This is a genomic window from Mesorhizobium sp. CNPSo 4689, from assembly GCF_057784325.1.
Genome location: NZ_JBWLUZ010000016.1, coordinates 64,888 through 81,094, shown reverse-complemented (window position 1 = coordinate 81,094; position 16,207 = coordinate 64,888). Strand labels below are relative to the sequence as shown.

Genomic DNA, 16,207 nt, shown 5'->3' with positions numbered 1-16,207 from the left:
ATGAATTTGTTCGGCTTCGCGGCCGGTGTTGCCGCCACCTTGACCCTGCTTTCCCCCACCTCCGCTTTAGCCGTCACCCAGATCAGTTGGTGGCATGCCATGACCGGCGCCAATGCCGAGGTGGTCGACAAGATCGCCAAGGATTTCAATGCCAGCCAGAGCGACTATGAAATCCTCCCCGTCTTCAAGGGTACCTATCCCGAAACGCTGAATGCCGGCATCGCTGCCTTTCGTGCGGGCCAAGCGCCCGACATCATCCAGGTGTTCGACGTGGGTACCGGCGTCATGATGGCCGCCGAAGGCGCGATCAAGCCGGTGGCCGATGTGCTGACCAGCGCCGGCATGACCTTCGACAAGAGCCAGTATTTGCCCGGCATCGTCGGCTATTATTCGAAGCCGGACGGCACCATGCTGTCCTTCCCCTACAATTCCTCCTCGCCGATCCTCTACTACAACAAGGATATCTTCCAGAAGGCCGGGCTTGATGTGAACAACCCGCCCAAGACCTGGAACGAGGTGTGGGAAGACGCCAAGAAGATCAAGGCGAGCGGCGCCGCCTCCTGCGGCTACACCTCGACCTGGCTGACCTGGATCCACCTCGAGGCCTTCGCTGCCTGGAATGATGTTTCCTATGGCACCAACCAGAACGGACTTGCCGGCACGGACGTCGAGCTCAAGATCAATGCGCCGATTTTCGTCAACCACTTCCAGGCGCTCGCCGATCTCGCCAAGGACGGCACCTTCAAATATGGCGGGCGCACCTCGGAAGCCAAGCAGATATTCCTCGCCGGCGAATGCGGCATCTTCACCGAATCGTCCGGAGGTCTCGGCGATATCGTCAAGTCGGGCATGAACTACGGCATCGGCCAACTTCCCTATGATACCGACGCCAAGGGCGCGCCGCAGAACACCACGCCGGGCGGCGCCAGCCTGTGGGTATTCGGCAACAAATCGGACGAGGAGTACAAGGGCGTCGCGGCGTTTTTCGCCTACCTGTCCAAGACCGAAGTGCAGGAATATCTGCATCAGAAGTCGGGCTACCTGCCGGTGACGCTCGCTGCCTATGAGGCGACCAAGAAGTCCGGCTTCTATGACAAGAACCCGGGCCGTGAGACGCCGATCCTGCAGATGCTGGGCAAGGCGCCGACCGAGAATTCGAAGGGCGTGCGCCTCATCAACCTGCCGCAGGTGCGCGACATCGAGAACGAGGAATTCGAGAAGATGCTGGCCGGTCAGCAGACTGCCCAGCAGGCGCTCGACAACGCGGTCACGCGTGGCAACAAGGCGATCCAGGAAGCGATCGGGAACTGAAGCGGTTCGCCTCGGTTGAATCTCGTCCACGCAGACACGCGTGGACGACTTCCTGAATAGCGAGGGAAATCCCCCTGTCTCCGCGCGTCGTCTTTCCCAACAAGACCCTGCCTTACCTGCTGGTGGCGCCGCAACTCGCCATTACGCTGATCTTTTTCTACTGGCCAACTGGTCAGGCGCTCTACCAGTCGATGCTCAGAGAAGACCCGTTCGGGCTGAAGAGCAAGTTCGTCGGGCTTGCCAATTTCCGGAAGGTACTGGCCGAACCGGCCTACCTCAATTCGATCAAGGTCACGGTGGTGTTTTCGCTGGCGACCGCGATCGTCGCCATGGGGGTGGCACTGCTGCTTGCCGTCATGGCCGAGAGGGTGGTGCGCGGCAAAGGCCTCTATCGTACGCTGATGATCTGGCCGTATGCGGTGGCGCCGGCGATTGCCGGCATGTTGTGGCTGTTCCTGTTCAACCCATCGATTGGTTCGCTGGCCTACGCCTTGAGAGGTCTCGGCATCGACTGGGACCCGTTGCTCAACGGTGACCACGCCATGATCCTGCTGGTGTCTGCGGCTGCCTGGAAGCAGATCAGCTACAATTTCCTGTTCTTCGTCGCTGGGCTGCAAGCGGTGCCAAAGACGCTGATCGAGGCGGCGGCCATGGACGGCGCCGGAGAGACCAAGCGCTTCTGGACCATCATCTTCCCGCTGCTTGCGCCGACGACCTTTTTCCTGCTGGTCGTCAACACCGTCTATGCCCTGTTCGACACCTTCGGCATCGTCCATGCCGTCACCGGCGGCGGGCCGGGAAAGACGACCGAGACGCTGGTCTACAAGGTCTACAATGACGGCTTCGTCAACCTGATCCTCGGCGACTCGGCGGCGCAGTCGGTCATCCTGATGGTCATTGTCATCTCGCTCACGGCCATCCAGTTCCGCTATGTGGAACGCAAAGTCCACTACGGCTGAGGGCGAGCGATGATCGGCCAGTCCCCGCTCCGCACCTTCATCGCCCATGCCGTGCTCATCCTTGGCATACTGATCGTCGCCTTCCCGATCTACTACACCTTCGTCGCCTCCACACAGACGCTGCAAACGATCCTCAAGCCGCCATTGCCGCTCTTGCCCGGCGACCAGTTCTGGAACAATTACAGCGAGGCACTGTTCGGCGGTGTCGGCCGCATCGGTGGGGTCAGTGTCGGCCGATTGCTGCTCAATACCACGATCATGGCGCTCGGCATCGCTGCAGGGAAGATTTTCATCTCGATCCTGTCGGCCTATGCGATCGTGTTCTTCCGTTTTCCGCTGCGCATGGTCTTCTTCTGGCTGATCTTCATCACCCTGATGCTTCCCGTCGAGGTGCGCATCCTGCCGACCTACAAGGTAATGGTCGATCTCGGCATGATCGACACCTATGCCGGCCTGATCATCCCGCTGATCGCCTCTGCCACCGCAACGCTGTTGTTCCGCCAGTTCTTCATGACCATCCCGGGCGAGCTGGTGGAAGCGGCGCGTGTCGATGGCGCCGGGCCATGGCGCTTCTTTTTCGACATCCTGTTGCCGCTGTCGCGCACCAACATCGCTGCGCTGTTCGTCATTCTCTTCATCTATGGCTGGACGCAGTATCTTTGGCCGCTGCTCGTCACCAACAGCAACGACATGAACACCATCGTCATCGCCCTGAGGAAGATGGTTTCCTTCGCCGATGCCGACACCCAATGGCATCTGGTCATGGTCAGCGCGATGCTGGCCATCTTGCCGCCGATCCTGATCGTGGTGCTGATGCAACGCTGGTTCGTGCGCGGACTGGTCGATTCCGAAAAGTGAGAAGCCGATGGCGACCGTTGCTCTGAAGGATGTGAAGAAGGTCTATCCCAGCGGCGTCGAAGCGGTGAAGGGCGTCTCCATAGCCATTCCCGACAAGGAGCTTTGCGTGCTGGTTGGCCCATCCGGCTGCGGCAAGTCCACGCTGCTGCGGATGATTGCCGGGCTGGAAACCATTTCTTCCGGTACGGTCGCCATCGACGGCAAGATCGTCAACACCATCGGCCCGACCGAGCGCGACATTGCCATGGTGTTCCAGAACTATGCGCTCTACCCGCATATGAAGGTCTATGACAACATGGCCTACGGGTTGCGTAACCGCGGCACGCCGAAGGACGAGATCGACAGCAGGGTCCGCTCGACTGCCAGGGTGCTCGAACTCTCGGCGCTGCTAGACCGGCGCCCGCGCGAGCTTTCCGGCGGCCAGCGCCAGCGCGTCGCCATGGGGCGTGCCATCGTGCGCAATCCGAAAGTCTTCCTGTTCGACGAGCCGCTCTCCAACCTTGACGCCAAACTGCGCGGCCAGATGCGGGTCGAAATCAAGAATTTGCAACGTTCGCTCGGTGTCACCTCGGTCTACGTCACCCACGCCAGTTGGAGGCGATGACGCTGGCCGATATCCTCGTCGTGATGAACGCCGGATTGGTCGAGCAGACGGGCGCGCCACTCGACATCTACGAGAAGCCGGCCTCGACCTTCGTCGCCTCCTTCATCGGCGCACCGCCGATGAATCTTCTGCCCCTATCGCAAGGGCCGGCTGGTCTGGCGCTGACTGACGGCAAGACGATTGGCTTTGCCCCTGCGAACGCTGCCACGCTTGGCTTCCGCCCTGAGGATGCCGACGTCACCTTCGGCGCCGAGGCACCGTCCGGCGCGTTCATCCTGCCGGCAATGGTCGAGGCGGTCGAACCGGTGGGAGCCGAGAGCTTCCTTCACTGCGCGGCAGGCGGCAACCGTATCGTCGTGCGTGTTGCCGGCCGTGCAACTGCCAAGCCCGGCGACCAGTTGCGAGTCGTGGCCAAGACCGAAAAGCTGCATTGGTTCGACAGTGCGGGGAAGCGGGTCGATTGAGGACAGCCTCTCGCTCTAACCAGCACCACCCTACAACGAATGGCCAACAGCCGTTCAGGCAAATACATGCGCCTTGCCTGAAACCGTCAGCCGGACGATCTCGCCAAGGGCCGGCGCGTCCATGCCGGGCTTGCGCAGGATGAGCGGCGTGTTGCCGATTGCGGCAGCGTCCGGCGGATCGGGGCTGTTCAGGAGCCGCACGGCGATGGTGCATATGGAACCGGCGAATTCGGATTCCGTCACTTCGCCGAACAGCATTTCCGGCGTGCCCGACATGCCTTCTCGCGACGTCCTTTTCAGCATCACCTGCTCCGGCCGCAGCATGATGCGGGCGACATCGCGCCTGTCTGCCGTGTCGACGGCAATACGGCCGAGCGGCGAGGTGGCGAAGCCGTCCGCTATCCTCGCCGGCAGGATGATGGCGTCGCCAAGGAACTCGGCGATCATCCTGTCTTTCGGCTGGAAATAGAGCTCTCGCGGCGTGCCGACCTGCGAGAACAGGCCGTCGCGCATGACAGCGACCTGGCTGGCGAAGGACAGCGCCTCGGCCTGATCGTGGGTGACCAGGATCGTGGTGATCCCCGCGGCTTCCAGAAGCTCGGCCACCGCCTTCCGCATCGAGGCGCGCAGGCCGGTGTCGAGGGCCGAGAACGGCTCGTCGAGCAGCATCAGCCGGGGCTTCATCGCCATGGCGCGGGCCAGCGCCACACGCTGCTGTTGGCCGCCGGAGAGCTCGTGCGGGCGGCGTTTGAGGATCGCCTTGTCCAGCCCGACGATATAGGCGAGCTCGACGATGTGCTCGGTGCGCTTGTCGGCGCCGCGCGCCATGCCGAAGCCGATATTGTCGGCGATGGTCAGATGCGGGAACAGGGCGCCGTCCTGCGCCACCACGCCGATGCCGCGGCGATACGCCGGAACGGCGGCGCCGCCATTGGCCAGCACCTCGCCGTCGAGCACGATGCGGCCCTGGTCGGGCGCCTCGAAACCAGCGATCAGCCTGAGCAAGGTCGTCTTGCCGCAGCCGGACGGTCCGACGATCGCCGTGCGGCTGCCGCGCATGACACTGAGGTCGACGCCGGCAAGTGCGGCCACCGGGCCGTAGTGTTTTTGCACGCCGCTGAGTTCGAGAAAGCTCATCGTCCAGCCATCCTTTTCGACTGGACGTAAAGCAGCCAGGTCAAAGGCAGCGACATCGCCACCATGATGAAGGCGTAAGGTGCGGCCGAGGCATAGTCGATCTCGCCGCTATAGGACCAGAACGCCATCGCCAGCGTGCGGGTGCCGTTGGGCGCCAGCATCTGGGTGGCGGTCAGCTCGTTGGTGATGCCGAGCGCCACCAGTGCCATGCCCGCCGCAGCCCCCGGTGCCGACAGGCGGATCGTCGTCGACCACAGCGCCTTGAGTGGCGGCCGGCCGAGGCTCGAGGCAGCGCGTTCGAGTTCGATCGGCGCCTGCGCGATCGATGCCCTGAGGCTGATCAAAGCGCGTGGCAGGAACATCAGCGCATAGGCGAAAAGAATGGTGAACAGGGTCTGGTAGAGCGGCATGGCGATGCGCACGGTGATGGTGACCAGCGCCAGCGCAATGACGACGCCGGGCAGGGAGCCGACGATGTAGTTGCAGCCTTCGAGAAGCCGCTGCAGCGGACCCGGCGCGCGGATCGAAATCCATGCCATCGGCATGGCGGCGATCGTAGCGAGCAGCGCGCCGCCAATCGCCAGGAACAGGGTCTGGCCGAGTGCAAGGCCGATCTCGTCGAGGCGCCAGACATCGGCGCCGCCGGCGATCAGCCAGCGGCCGATGGTGACGAAAGGCACGCCGAGCGAAAGCAGCGCGGTGACGGCGGGCAGCGTCAGGCAGGCAAGCGTGGCGCGGCCGAGCCTCGTGCGCTGCTGCTGGCGCGCCGCACCAGAGCCGACGCGGGCATAGCGCTCCTCACCGCGCACCAGCACTTCCAGCGCGAGCAGCACGAAGCAGCACGTGACCAGCACCGCGGCCAGCATGTTGGCCGCCGGTCCATTGAAGGTCGACTGGAACTGGTCGACAATCGCCGTGGTGAAGGTGTCGAAGCGGATGAAGACATAGAGGCCGTATTCGGCAAGCAAATGCAGGCCGACCAGCAGCGAACCGCCGCAAATGGCGAGCCTCAGCTGCGGCAGCACGACGCGGGCAAAGACCCGCCACGGGCCGAGGCCGAGGGCGGCCGCGGCATCCTCAAGCGCGGGGTCGAGACGACGCAGCGCTGCCGCAATCGGCAGATAGAGGAACGGGAAATAGGCAAGGACCGAAACCAGCACCCCGGCCCACAGGCCGTGCAGCCCCGGCACCAGGCTGATCCAGGCATAGGAGTGGACGAAGGCGGGGATGGCGAGCGGGGCAACCGACAGCCAAGCCCATAGGCGAGCCCCGGGCAGGTCGCTGCGTTCGGTCAGCCAGGCCAGCGTCACCGAAAGCACGATCGAAATCGGAACCGACACCGCCACCAGAAGGACGGTGTTGACCAGAAGCTCGCCGACGCGTGGACGAAAGACCAGCGCCGATGCGGTTTCCCAGCCGGTCTGCACCGCCACCCATACGATGAAGGCAAGCGGCAGCAATGCAAGCAGCGAGACAAGGGTGGCCGCGAGCAGGATCCAGGAGAGGGACCGACGGCGCGTTCCGTGTCCGGTCTTGAAGCCGGCCGGCAGGCCCGGACGCGAAAGATCGACTGCAGACTGCATCAGGCCGGACGCCGCGCTGCTTCCGCCTGCTGGCGGAGGTCATCGAAGGCACGCCGAATGCGGCCGGAAACGCAGCTTGTCGTCATCGACGAATGCCACCTCGAAAACAGAGCGCTCCCGCGGAGAGCGTATCCCGCGGGAGCGCAGTCGGTTGCCCTTTTAGGACGAACGCGAACTAAAGCAAGCCGGCTGCCGTCATCAGGTCGGTGACCTTCTTCGAGTTCAGCGTCGCCGGATCGACCTTCGGCGCCTGCAGATCGGTGAGCGGCACCAGTTTCGCATTGGAATCGGCGCCTTTGCCGACCGCATATTCAAAGGACGTGCCGTTCTTCAGCACCTCCTGGCCACCCTTGCCGGTCACCCACTTCAGGAAGGCCTGAGCTTCCTTCTGGTGCTTGCTCGAGGCCAGCACGCCGCCGCCAGAGATCGAGACGAAAGCGCCCGGATCCTGGTTCTTGAAATAGTGCATGGCGACGTTCTTGCTGTTCTCGCCGGTCTTGGCCTGATCGCCGAAATAATAATAATGGTAGATGACGCCGCCTTGGATCTCGCCGGCATTGACCGCTTTCATCACCGTGCTGTTGCCCTTGTAGGCGGTGAAGTTCGTCTTCATCGCCTTCAGCCAGTCGGCCGTCGCGGCCTCGCCCTTCAGCTGCAGCAGAGCGCTGACGATGGCCTGGAAATCGGCGCCGGAGGGGGAGGCGGCCCAGCGGCCCTTCCAGCTCGGATCGGCGAGCTCAAGCAGCGACTTGGGCAGCTGGTCTTCCTTCAGCTTGGTCTTGTCGTAGGCAAAGACGGTGCTGCGCGCGGCAACGCCGACCCATTTGCCGGTGGTCGGCTGGTATTCCTGCGGAACCTGCGCCAGCGTGTCGGCATCGACCGGCGCGAACAGGCCGGCGGCCTCGACCAGGGCCATGGCCGGCGAGTTTTCGGTCAGGAACACGTCGGCCGGCGAGGCAGCGCCTTCGGCGACGATCTGGTTGGAGAAATCGCTGTCGCCGCCATTGCGCAGCGTGACCTTGATGCCGGTCTCCTTGGTGAAGCCCTCGGCCCATTCCTTGGCCAGGCTCTCATGCTGGGCGTTGTAGACGACGATGCCGGCATCCTCGGCCGTGGCTGGGGCGGCGATCAGGCTGATCGCCAGCGCGGTGGCGCCGGCGAGGGCGGAAAGGGCGTATCTCATGGCTTCGTCCTCGATCTTGTTGGCTGGTCTTGGCACGGCTGCACCTACCAATACCTGATTGTCCGAGTCAACATTGGTGAGCTGGTTCAATCGGCAGCCGGGGCGCAAACTTTCGTGATTCTCCGGCAGTTTGGCTTGGACATTATTTCGCCGGCCACGTAACAAAACAGCGCCGAGACGCGAACATCGGGGGAGTGAACTCTTGTGACCGGCAAGGATGAGGCCGAGCTTTCCCGGCTGCTCAAGGCCGCAATCGCCGGAGATGAAAGGGCCTACGCCGACTTTCTGCACCGGACGGCTGCTCTCGTTCGCGGCTTTGCCCGGCGCAAGATCGTACAGGGCGGGGTCGACCCCGAGGATGTCGTGCAGGAAACCTTGCTGGCCATTCATGTGAAACGGCATACCTGGCGCGACGATGCGCCGGTGCTGCCATGGGTCTATGCCATAGCGCGCTTCAAGCTGATCGATGCCTTCCGTCGGCGCGGACGGCGTGTCGAGATCGAGATCGACGAAATCGCCGAAACCTTCGCCGAGCCTGAGACCGAGACCGTCAGCGAGCGCGACATCAACCGGGTGCTGGACAGCCTGCCGCCGGCGCAGCGCTCGGTGGTCTCGGCGGTGTCGGTCGAGGGCCGTTCGATCGGCGAGACGGCGGCGAAATTCGGTATCACGGAGACGGCGGTGCGGGTGTCGCTGCATCGCGGCCTTGCCGCCATTGCCAGGCGTTTCGGGCGGGAATGACATGAGGACCGAGGATCTCATCAAGGCATTGGACGCCGACGCCCGCAGCAAGGCGATGCCGCTGCGCTCGGCCTGGTGGATGGCCACCGCGGTTGCGGCGGTGATCGCGGCGGTGGTTTTCTGGTTCACCATCGGTCCACGTTCCGACATCATGATCGCCATGCACACGATGCGCTTCCTGTCGAAGTTCGTCTTCACCATCGTGCTTGCCGGCACCGCCTTCGCGCTGATCCACGCTTTGTCGACGCCCGGCGCGTCGGCGGGAAAAGCAGCAGCCTGGATGGCCGCAGCGCCGCTGCTCGTCCTCGTGGCTGTGGTTCTGGAACTCTTCGCGGTGCCTGAGACGCAATGGGGCACGCGGCTGGTCGGCTCCAACATGATGCTCTGCATGGGCTTCATCCCGCTGATCGGCATTGGCCCGCTGGCGATTTTCCTGTGGATGCTGCGCTACGGCGCGCCGACGCGGCCGGTGCTTGCCGGCGCGGTTGCGGGCCTGCTCGCCGGTGGGCTGGCGGCGACCTTGTATGCCGCGCACTGCGTCGACGATTCGCCGCTCTTTGTCGCCACCTGGTACACGGTCGCGATCATCATCCTTACGGCGCTGGGAGCCCTGGGCGGGCGGCTTTTCGTGCGCTGGTAGGGGAACGCACACCGATCCTTAATCATGCCGGCAATTGTTTGCCGGTTAGCATCGTCGCCGGGACCGCCAGCGCAACCTTTCCTTAAAATCGATCCGCCAGGGTTGCAGCAACGTGCAATTGCGCAACGGGGTGGATCCGCATTGTGACGTGGACTTGGAAAGGCCTGCGGGCCGACAGACATGCTGCGCTGGTTTTGATGGTGGTCGGCCTTGTCGCCGTCCTTGCGTCGATCCTGCTGTCGCGCCTGGAGCTCGGCGCCGAGGCCCTGAAACTCTGCCTGCAGATAGCGGTCGCCATGATCGCGGCGTCGCTTTTCCTCACCGCCCTGTTCGTTCGCCAGATCGTCGAGGACCGCCGGCAGATCGGCGAGAGCGAACAGCGGTTCCGCCGCGCCATGGAGGATTCGGCGATCGGCGTCGCCATCGTCGGCCTCGACGGCCGCATCCTGCAGACCAATCCGGCTTTCGCCACCATGCTTGGCTATAGCCGCGAGGAGATCGAGGCGCTGACCTTCTTCCAGATCACGCATCCCGACGACCTGCAGATCGGCAGGGACACGATGATCAGCCTGAAGGAGGGCAAGATCGACGCCTTCCACTTCGAGAAGCGGTACCTGCGGAAGGACGGGACGCCGGTTTGGGCGCAGCTTGCCGGCTCGGTCATCCGCGACGAAGACAGCGGCCGTCCGCTCTACCTGGTTTCACAGATTGAGGACATCGACGCCCGCAAGCAGTCCGAGGCCCGCATCGCGGAAGCCGAAACGCGCTGGAACTTTGCGCTGGCCAGCGCTGGTCAGGGCGTCTGGGATCTCGACATGCGCAAGGGCGGCACGACCTACTCCGGTACCTGGGTGAAGATGCTCGGCTATGCAGATGGCGAACTGGACGGCGACCCCGACCGTTGGCTGACGATGATCCATCCCGACGACCGCGAGCTCGTCGCCGAGGCCGACCGCGCCCACCTCGCCGGCGAGACGCCGTTTTTCGAAGCCGAGTTCAGGATGCGCCACAAGGACGGGCACTGGGTCTGGATCCTCGACCGCGGCAAGGCCATCGAGCGTGACGCCGTCGGGCGGCTGATCAGGGCCATCGGCAGTCTGACCGACATCACTCAGCGCAAGGAGGCCGAAGCGCGCCTCATCGTCTCGGCGGCGATGCTGGCCGACGAGAAGGAACGGCTGCGCGTCACCCTGCAGTCGATCGGCGATGCCGTGATCTGCACGGATGCCGAAAACCGCGTCACCTTCATGAATCCGGTGGCCGAAAAGCTGACCGGCGTCACCAGCGGCGAGGCGCTCGGCAAGACGCTCGGTCATGTCTACTGGGCGGTAGACGAAGAGACCGGGCAGAGGATCGGCGTGGCACGGGCTTCGACCGGCGGCACAGGTCCCGCCGAGCAGAACAGTCGCGCCGTGCTGGTCCGCCGCGACGACACGCGCTGCAGCATCCGTCAGGTCGTGTCGCCGATCATGAACGAGCGAGCTGAATTCTGCGGACTGGTCATCGTCTTCCAGGATTTTACCGATGCGCGCGCCCTGCAGCGCCAACTCGCCTATGCCGCCGCCCATGACGCGCTCACCGGTCTCGCCAACCGTTCGAGCTTCATCCGCACGATGGAGGAACTGGTCGATCGGAGCGGCAAGGCCGACGTGGCCGACACGACGGGGCCGGTCGGCGGCACGACGAACTCGGCCGGCGATACGACAGGGTCGATCGGGGAGCATCAGTTCATGTTTGTCGACCTCGACCACTTCAAGCTGGTCAACGACACCGGCGGCCATGCCGCGGGCGATGCCCTGTTGAAGCGGGTCGCCGAGGCGATCCGTGGCGTGCTTGGACCTGAAGACATCGTCGCCCGCCTCGGAGGCGACGAGTTCGCCGTCATCCTGAGGTCGGGCTCGGCCGCCAGCGGCATGATTGCGGCACGATCCATCATCGATGCGATCCGCAGCCTGAATTTCACTTGGGACGGACGGGCGCATTCTATCGGCGCCAGCATCGGCCTGGCTCCGATCCGCGCCGGCTGTGGCGAAGTGGATGAGATCATCGCACGGGCCGACGCCGCCTGCTACGCGGCCAAGGCCGCCGGAAGGGGCTGCGTCTCAACGGCGGACGAGGACATCAAAGCCGACGAGACAGCGTCGCCCAAGCCGCTTGCCGCAGCCTCCTGAAGGACGCTTGCTAAGTCTGTGAGCTGCCGCGCCGAAGTCTTCGGATTCTAGCGCGTCGGAACCGGATGCTCGCCGCGATAGTCGTAGAAGCCACGCCCGGTCTTGCGGCCTAGCCAGCCGGCTTCGACATATTTCACCAGCAGCGGGCAGGGGCGGTATTTCGAATCCGACAGGCCGTCATGCAGCACCTGCATGATCGACAGGCAGGTGTCCAGGCCGATGAAATCGGCAAGCTGCAGCGGCCCCATCGGGTGGTTGGCGCCGAGCTTCATGGCGGTGTCGATGGCGTCGACCGAGCCGACGCCCTCGTAGAGCGTGTAGATCGCCTCGTTGATCATCGGCAGCAGGATGCGGTTGACGATGAAGGCCGGAAAATCCTCCGAGACTGTGATCGTCTTGTCGAGCTGCTTCACATAGGCCTTGGCCGCCTCGAAGGTCTGGTCTTCGGTGGCGATGCCGCGCACCAGCTCGACCAGCTTCATCACCGGCACCGGGTTCATGAAATGTATGCCGATGAAGCGCTCGGGACGGTCGGTCTGCGCGGCAAGCCGGGTGATCGAGATCGACGAGGTGTTGGTCGCCAGGATCGCCTCGGGATTGAGCTGCGGGCAGAGCTGGGCGTAGATCTTGCGCTTGACCGTCTCGTCCTCGGTCGCTGCCTCGATCACCAGATCGGCGCCGGCAAGATCGGCCATGGCGGGCGCGGCGGAAATGCGCGCCATCGCTTCGTTGCGCAGCTTTTCCTCGAGCTTGCCCGAGCCGACCTGACGGGCCATGTTGCCGCTGACGGTGGCGATGCCCTTCTCGATGCGCTCGGGCGAGATGTCGTAGATCAGCACCTTGTAGCCGGAAAGCGCGGAGACATGGGCGATACCGCCGCCCATCTGGCCCGCGCCGATGATGCCGATCGTCTCGATCTTGCTCATTACACCGATCCCGTCGAAGAAAGGCCTTTGCGGCCTGCTTTTTGTGCGGTGCAAACTAAAAGGGCGGGGCAGCTTCGTCTACCCCACCCTACACAATTTAATACGGTTCGGCAGATAGCGTCAAAGCGCCTTTTGCAGTTCCGGCAGAATGACGAAGAGATCGCCGACGAGGCCGTAGTCGGCAACCTGGAATATTGGCGCCTCTTCGTCCTTGTTGATGGCGACGATGACCTTGGAATCCTTCATGCCGGCGAGGTGCTGGATGGCGCCGGAGATGCCGACGGCGATGTAGAGGTCAGGGGCCACCACCTTGCCGGTCTGGCCGACCTGCCAGTCGTTTGGTGCATAGCCGGCGTCGACTGCCGCGCGCGAAGCGCCGACCGCCGCGCCGAGCTTGTCGGCGACCGGCAGGATGACTTCCTGGAACTTTTCCGAGGAGCCCAGCGCGCGGCCGCCCGAGATGATGATCTTGGCCGAGGTCAGCTCCGGACGGTCGGTCTCGGAGAGCTTGTTCTCGACAAAGGAGGACAGGCCGGGATTGGCGGCGGCCTTGACGGTCTCGACCGCGGCCGAGCCACCCTCGGGCGCTGCCTGGAAGGAGGCGGTGCGCACCGTGATGACCTTCTTGGCGTCGGTCGATTGCACGGTCTGGATGGCATTGCCGGCATAGATCGGCCGCTTGAAGGTGTCGGGTGACACGATCTCGATGATCTCGGAGACCTGCGCGACATCGAGCAGGGCCGCCACGCGCGGCGCGACATTCTTGCCCGACGAGGTCGCCGGGGCGACGATCGTGTCGTAGGACCCGGCCAGCGAAACAACCAGCGCCGCCATTGGCTCGGCGAGGCGCTCGGCCAGTTCGTCGGCCTCGGCCAGCAGTACCTTGGTCACGCCCTTGAGCTTGGCAGCGGCGTCGGCGGCGCCCTTGGCGCCCTTGCCGGCCACCAGCACATGCACGTCCGAACCGATCTGCAGGGCTGCCGACAGCGCCTTGGCGGTCTGGTCGGAAAGGGTTGCGTTGTCGTGTTCGGCGATGAGGAGAATTGCCATGTTCTTGTTCCTTTCCTGACCGCTTACAGCACGCCGGCTTCGTTCTTGAGCTTGTCGACCAGTTCGGCGACGCTCTTGACCTTGACGCCTGCCTTGCGGCCGCCCGGCTCCTCGGTCTTGAGCACCTTGAGCCGCGGCTTGACGTCGGCGCCATAGTCGGCTGGCGATTTCTCGTCGAGCGGCTTCTTCTTGGCCTTCATGATGTTGGGCAGCGAGGCATAGCGCGGCTGGTTGAGGCGGAGGTCGGCCGTCACGATCGCCGGCATCTTCAGTTCCACCGTCTGCAGGCCGCCGTCGACTTCGCGCGTCACCTTGGCCTTGTCGCCCTCGACAACGACCTTGGAAGCAAAAGTGCCCTGCGCCCAGCCGAGCAGCGCCGCCAGCATCTGGCCGGTCTGGTTGGAATCGTCGTCGATTGCCTGCTTGCCGAGGATCACCAGGCCGGGCTGTTCCGCTTCGACCACGCCCTTCAGCACCTTGGCGACGCCGAGCGGCTCGGTCTGCTCGTCGGTCTTGACCAGGATGGCGCGGTCCGCGCCCATGGCGAGCGCGGTGCGCAAGGTTTCCTGCGCCTGCTGCGGGCCGATCGAGACGACGATGATCTCTTCGGCCTTGCCGGCTTCCTTCAGCCGGATCGCCTCTTCGACCGCAATCTCGTCAAACGGGTTCATCGCCATCTTGACGTTGGCAAGCTCAACCGCCGAACCGTCAGCCTTGACGCGCACCTTGACGTTCGCATCCACAACCCGCTTCACGGGCACAAGGATCTTCATTTCCTGTCACCTCTTTCAAGAATATTTGGGCGCGCTATAGCAGCGCGCGCCCTTTCTGAGTTGTCGAAAGCCGACATTCCGGACGGAATTCTGCTCTTCAAACGCCTAATGGTGGCGCTTCCGTAGTTGCGACAACCCGGCGCGTCAATATGCGTGACGCAGTCAAATCGGTTCAGTTCGGACTGGAAGCGCCGCCACGGCCCCATTGCGGCGCCTGCTGGGCTGCAGGCAGATCGCTGGCGACCTGCTCGGCAGCAACATGCGCTTGATTGGCTTCCGCCGCAGGCTCACCGTCGGCGCCGGCAAGCAGCGGCACGCCGCGGCGGCGCAGGACAAGCACCAGCACGGCGCCGGCGATGATGCCGCCAATATGGCAGGCCCAGGAAACCTGGTCCTCGCCGCCGGCGGCGAACATCACGATCTGGAAGACGATCCACAGGATGAGCGGGATGAAAGCCGGGATGCGCAGCGGGATGCGGGCGAAGGCGAGAACCCACACCTTCACCCGGGGATAGAGGATCAGATAGGCGGCAACGACGCCGGCGATGGCGCCGGACGCTCCGATCAGCGGCACCTGCGAATCCCACGCCACCAGGCCCTGGAAGAAGGCGCCGGCAGCGGCGCAAAGCAGGTAGAAGATAAGGTACCGGATATGGCCGAGCGCGTCCTCGACATTGTCGCCGAACACCCACAGGAACAGCATGTTGCCGCCGAGGTGGAAGATGTCGGCATGCAGGAAGGAATAGGTGAGGTAGCTCAGGCTCTCGGGGATGACGACGAATTCGGGCGACAGCTCGACCCTGTCGTGGACGACGGAGGGGATGAAGCCGAGGCCGAGCACGGCAGCGTTCCTGAAGTTTTCGCCGCCGATCGAGGTGATGAGAAAGACCAACGCGTTAACCGCGATCAGGCCGATCGTCACATATTGCAGCCGGATGTGCCGCAGCCTGTTGGTATCGTAGAGCGGGATGAACATGAGGTTTGAACTTGCCCCTTCCGCTTCGGCCGATTCAGCGGTTCTTGCCGGGCACCCATAACACGTCGGCGTTTCCGTTGTCATTGACCGCGCGGGCGGCGACGAACAGAAAGTCCGAAACGCGATTGATGTACTTGATCGCCTCGCGGCTGACGTGCTCGCGCGGATCCTGCGCCAGCGCCACCATGATGCGCTCGGCCCGCCGCGCCACCGTGCGGGCGAGGTGAAGGGTGGCGGCCGCCGGCGTGCCGCCGTTCAGGACGAAGGATTTGAGCGGCTGCAGGTCCTTGTTGAGAAGGTCGATATCCTTTTCGACACGGTCGGTCTGCGAAGCGATGATACGCAGCGGCTCGTATTCGAGCGGCTTGCCATCGTCCGGCACAGAGAGATCGGCGCCGAGGTCGAAAAGGTCGTTCTGGATGCGAGACAGCATCGCGTCGATCGCCGGATGGGTGGCAGCGGTGTGGATGCGGGCCATGCCGATGCAGGCATTGGCTTCGTCGACCGTGCCGTAGGCGTCGACGCGCAGGTCGGACTTCAGCCGCCGCTCGCCCGTGCCAAGGCCGGTGGTGCCGTCGTCACCGGTGCGGGTGTAGATCTTGTTGAGCTTGACCACGCTCTACCTCCGGAATGCTCACTTGCGGGTGAAATACACCGCCAGCAGGATCAGCACCAAGGCCACGAACTGCAAGAGCACGCGTGCCTGCATCAGCTTGTTCGAGGTCATGCCGTCGCCGCCACGCATCATGTTGATGAGGCCGCGGACCAGCACGATCACCACGGCGACCATAACGAGGACGGCGAGGACGTTGAAGACGGTTGCCATAGTCT

At 63.9% G+C, this 16,207-nt stretch carries 15 protein-coding genes and 1 pseudogene; 7 read left to right on the top strand and 9 right to left on the bottom strand.

All coding sequences use genetic code 11. The features are described 5' to 3' along the window. From ugpB to AC04SI_RS20355, 4 genes and pseudogenes are all read left to right on the top strand, one after another. Positions 1-1,311, top strand: a complete 1,311-nt coding sequence (gene ugpB / locus AC04SI_RS20370; RefSeq protein ID WP_404283781.1) for a sn-glycerol-3-phosphate ABC transporter substrate-binding protein UgpB — start codon at positions 1-3, stop codon at positions 1,309-1,311. A 74-nt stretch (positions 1,312-1,385) separates the two neighbouring features. Next, positions 1,386-2,270, top strand: a complete 885-nt coding sequence (gene ugpA / locus AC04SI_RS20365; protein WP_404283814.1) for a sn-glycerol-3-phosphate ABC transporter permease UgpA — start codon at positions 1,386-1,388, stop codon at positions 2,268-2,270. Between the two features lie 9 nt (positions 2,271-2,279). Next, complete coding sequence (gene ugpE, locus AC04SI_RS20360; RefSeq protein WP_404283782.1) at positions 2,280-3,128, top strand: sn-glycerol-3-phosphate ABC transporter permease UgpE; 849 nt, start codon at positions 2,280-2,282, stop codon at positions 3,126-3,128. A gap of 7 nt (positions 3,129-3,135) precedes the next feature. Continuing rightward, positions 3,136-4,196: pseudogene (locus AC04SI_RS20355) on the top strand (sn-glycerol-3-phosphate import ATP-binding protein UgpC). 54 nt (positions 4,197-4,250) lie between these two features. Here AC04SI_RS20355 and AC04SI_RS20350 read toward each other — a convergent pair. The 3 genes from AC04SI_RS20350 to AC04SI_RS20340 form a co-directional block, all read right to left on the bottom strand. Further along, entirely contained in the window at positions 4,251-5,333 is a 1,083-nt protein-coding gene (locus AC04SI_RS20350) for an ABC transporter ATP-binding protein (RefSeq protein ID WP_404283785.1), read from the bottom strand. Continuing rightward, entirely contained in the window at positions 5,330-6,916 is a 1,587-nt protein-coding gene (locus tag AC04SI_RS20345; RefSeq protein WP_488474785.1) for an ABC transporter permease, read from the bottom strand. The genes AC04SI_RS20350 and AC04SI_RS20345 overlap by 4 nt, the downstream gene beginning before the upstream one ends. Positions 6,917-7,091: 175 nt before the next feature. Continuing rightward, positions 7,092-8,099 (bottom strand): iron ABC transporter substrate-binding protein, encoded by a 1,008-nt coding sequence (locus AC04SI_RS20340; RefSeq protein ID WP_488474784.1) that lies wholly within the window; start codon positions 8,097-8,099, stop codon positions 7,092-7,094. A gap of 204 nt (positions 8,100-8,303) precedes the next feature. Here AC04SI_RS20340 and AC04SI_RS20335 point away from each other — a divergent pair, with 204 nt between their 5' ends. From AC04SI_RS20335 to AC04SI_RS20325, 3 genes are all read left to right on the top strand, one after another. Continuing rightward, the gene (locus tag AC04SI_RS20335; RefSeq protein ID WP_120016336.1) at positions 8,304-8,840 is read left to right on the top strand and encodes a sigma-70 family RNA polymerase sigma factor; all 537 of its coding nucleotides are present in this window, start codon (positions 8,304-8,306) and stop codon (positions 8,838-8,840) included. 1 nt (position 8,841) lies between these two features. Then, the gene (locus AC04SI_RS20330) at positions 8,842-9,480 is read left to right on the top strand and encodes an NrsF family protein (RefSeq protein ID WP_404283791.1); all 639 of its coding nucleotides are present in this window, start codon (positions 8,842-8,844) and stop codon (positions 9,478-9,480) included. Positions 9,481-9,677: 197 nt separating this feature from the next. Beyond that, on the top strand, positions 9,678-11,651 hold the full coding sequence (locus AC04SI_RS20325) for a PAS domain S-box protein (protein WP_404283816.1): 1,974 nt from the start codon (positions 9,678-9,680) through the stop codon (positions 11,649-11,651). Between the two features lie 47 nt (positions 11,652-11,698). Here the strand turns inward: AC04SI_RS20325 and AC04SI_RS20320 are convergent, their stop codons facing one another. The 6 genes from AC04SI_RS20320 to AC04SI_RS20295 all read right to left on the bottom strand — a co-directional run bounded on the left by AC04SI_RS20320 (position 11,699) and on the right by AC04SI_RS20295 (position 16,202). Beyond that, on the bottom strand, positions 11,699-12,577 hold the full coding sequence (locus AC04SI_RS20320; RefSeq protein ID WP_404283792.1) for a 3-hydroxybutyryl-CoA dehydrogenase: 879 nt from the start codon (positions 12,575-12,577) through the stop codon (positions 11,699-11,701). Positions 12,578-12,697: 120 nt separating this feature from the next. Then, positions 12,698-13,627, bottom strand: coding sequence for an electron transfer flavoprotein subunit alpha/FixB family protein (locus AC04SI_RS20315; RefSeq protein ID WP_404283794.1), 930 nt, complete (start codon positions 13,625-13,627; stop codon positions 12,698-12,700). Between the two features lie 23 nt (positions 13,628-13,650). After that, positions 13,651-14,400, bottom strand: coding sequence for an electron transfer flavoprotein subunit beta/FixA family protein (locus tag AC04SI_RS20310; protein WP_192182502.1), 750 nt, complete (start codon positions 14,398-14,400; stop codon positions 13,651-13,653). Between the two features lie 172 nt (positions 14,401-14,572). Next, entirely contained in the window at positions 14,573-15,376 is an 804-nt protein-coding gene (locus AC04SI_RS20305) for a rhomboid family intramembrane serine protease (RefSeq protein WP_404283796.1), read from the bottom strand. A gap of 34 nt (positions 15,377-15,410) precedes the next feature. Then, entirely contained in the window at positions 15,411-15,992 is a 582-nt protein-coding gene (locus tag AC04SI_RS20300) for a cob(I)yrinic acid a,c-diamide adenosyltransferase (RefSeq protein WP_404283797.1), read from the bottom strand. 18 nt (positions 15,993-16,010) lie between these two features. After that, positions 16,011-16,202, bottom strand: coding sequence for a twin transmembrane helix small protein (locus tag AC04SI_RS20295; RefSeq protein WP_006199891.1), 192 nt, complete (start codon positions 16,200-16,202; stop codon positions 16,011-16,013). Between the last annotated feature and the right edge of the window lie 5 nt (positions 16,203-16,207).

Bases quoted from the DNA above. Each gene is read 5' to 3' on its own strand.
- AC04SI_RS20345 (WP_488474785.1), bottom strand. From the start codon at position 6,916: ATGCAGTCTGCAGTCGATCTTTCGCGTCCGGGCCTGCCGGCCGGCTTC.
- AC04SI_RS20325 (WP_404283816.1), top strand. From the start codon at position 9,678: ATGGTGGTCGGCCTTGTCGCCGTCCTTGCGTCGATCCTGCTGTCGCGC.
- AC04SI_RS20295 (WP_006199891.1), bottom strand. From the start codon at position 16,202: ATGGCAACCGTCTTCAACGTCCTCGCCGTCCTCGTTATGGTCGCCGTG.
- AC04SI_RS20315 (WP_404283794.1), bottom strand. From the start codon at position 13,627: ATGGCAATTCTCCTCATCGCCGAACACGACAACGCAACCCTTTCCGAC.
- AC04SI_RS20310 (WP_192182502.1), bottom strand. From the start codon at position 14,400: ATGAAGATCCTTGTGCCCGTGAAGCGGGTTGTGGATGCGAACGTCAAG.
- AC04SI_RS20320 (WP_404283792.1), bottom strand. From the start codon at position 12,577: ATGAGCAAGATCGAGACGATCGGCATCATCGGCGCGGGCCAGATGGGC.
- ugpE (WP_404283782.1), top strand. From the start codon at position 2,280: ATGATCGGCCAGTCCCCGCTCCGCACCTTCATCGCCCATGCCGTGCTC.
- ugpB (WP_404283781.1), top strand. From the start codon at position 1: ATGAATTTGTTCGGCTTCGCGGCCGGTGTTGCCGCCACCTTGACCCTG.
- AC04SI_RS20330 (WP_404283791.1), top strand. From the start codon at position 8,842: ATGAGGACCGAGGATCTCATCAAGGCATTGGACGCCGACGCCCGCAGC.
- AC04SI_RS20305 (WP_404283796.1), bottom strand. From the start codon at position 15,376: ATGTTCATCCCGCTCTACGATACCAACAGGCTGCGGCACATCCGGCTG.
- AC04SI_RS20350 (WP_404283785.1), bottom strand. From the start codon at position 5,333: ATGAGCTTTCTCGAACTCAGCGGCGTGCAAAAACACTACGGCCCGGTG.
- AC04SI_RS20340 (WP_488474784.1), bottom strand. From the start codon at position 8,099: ATGAGATACGCCCTTTCCGCCCTCGCCGGCGCCACCGCGCTGGCGATC.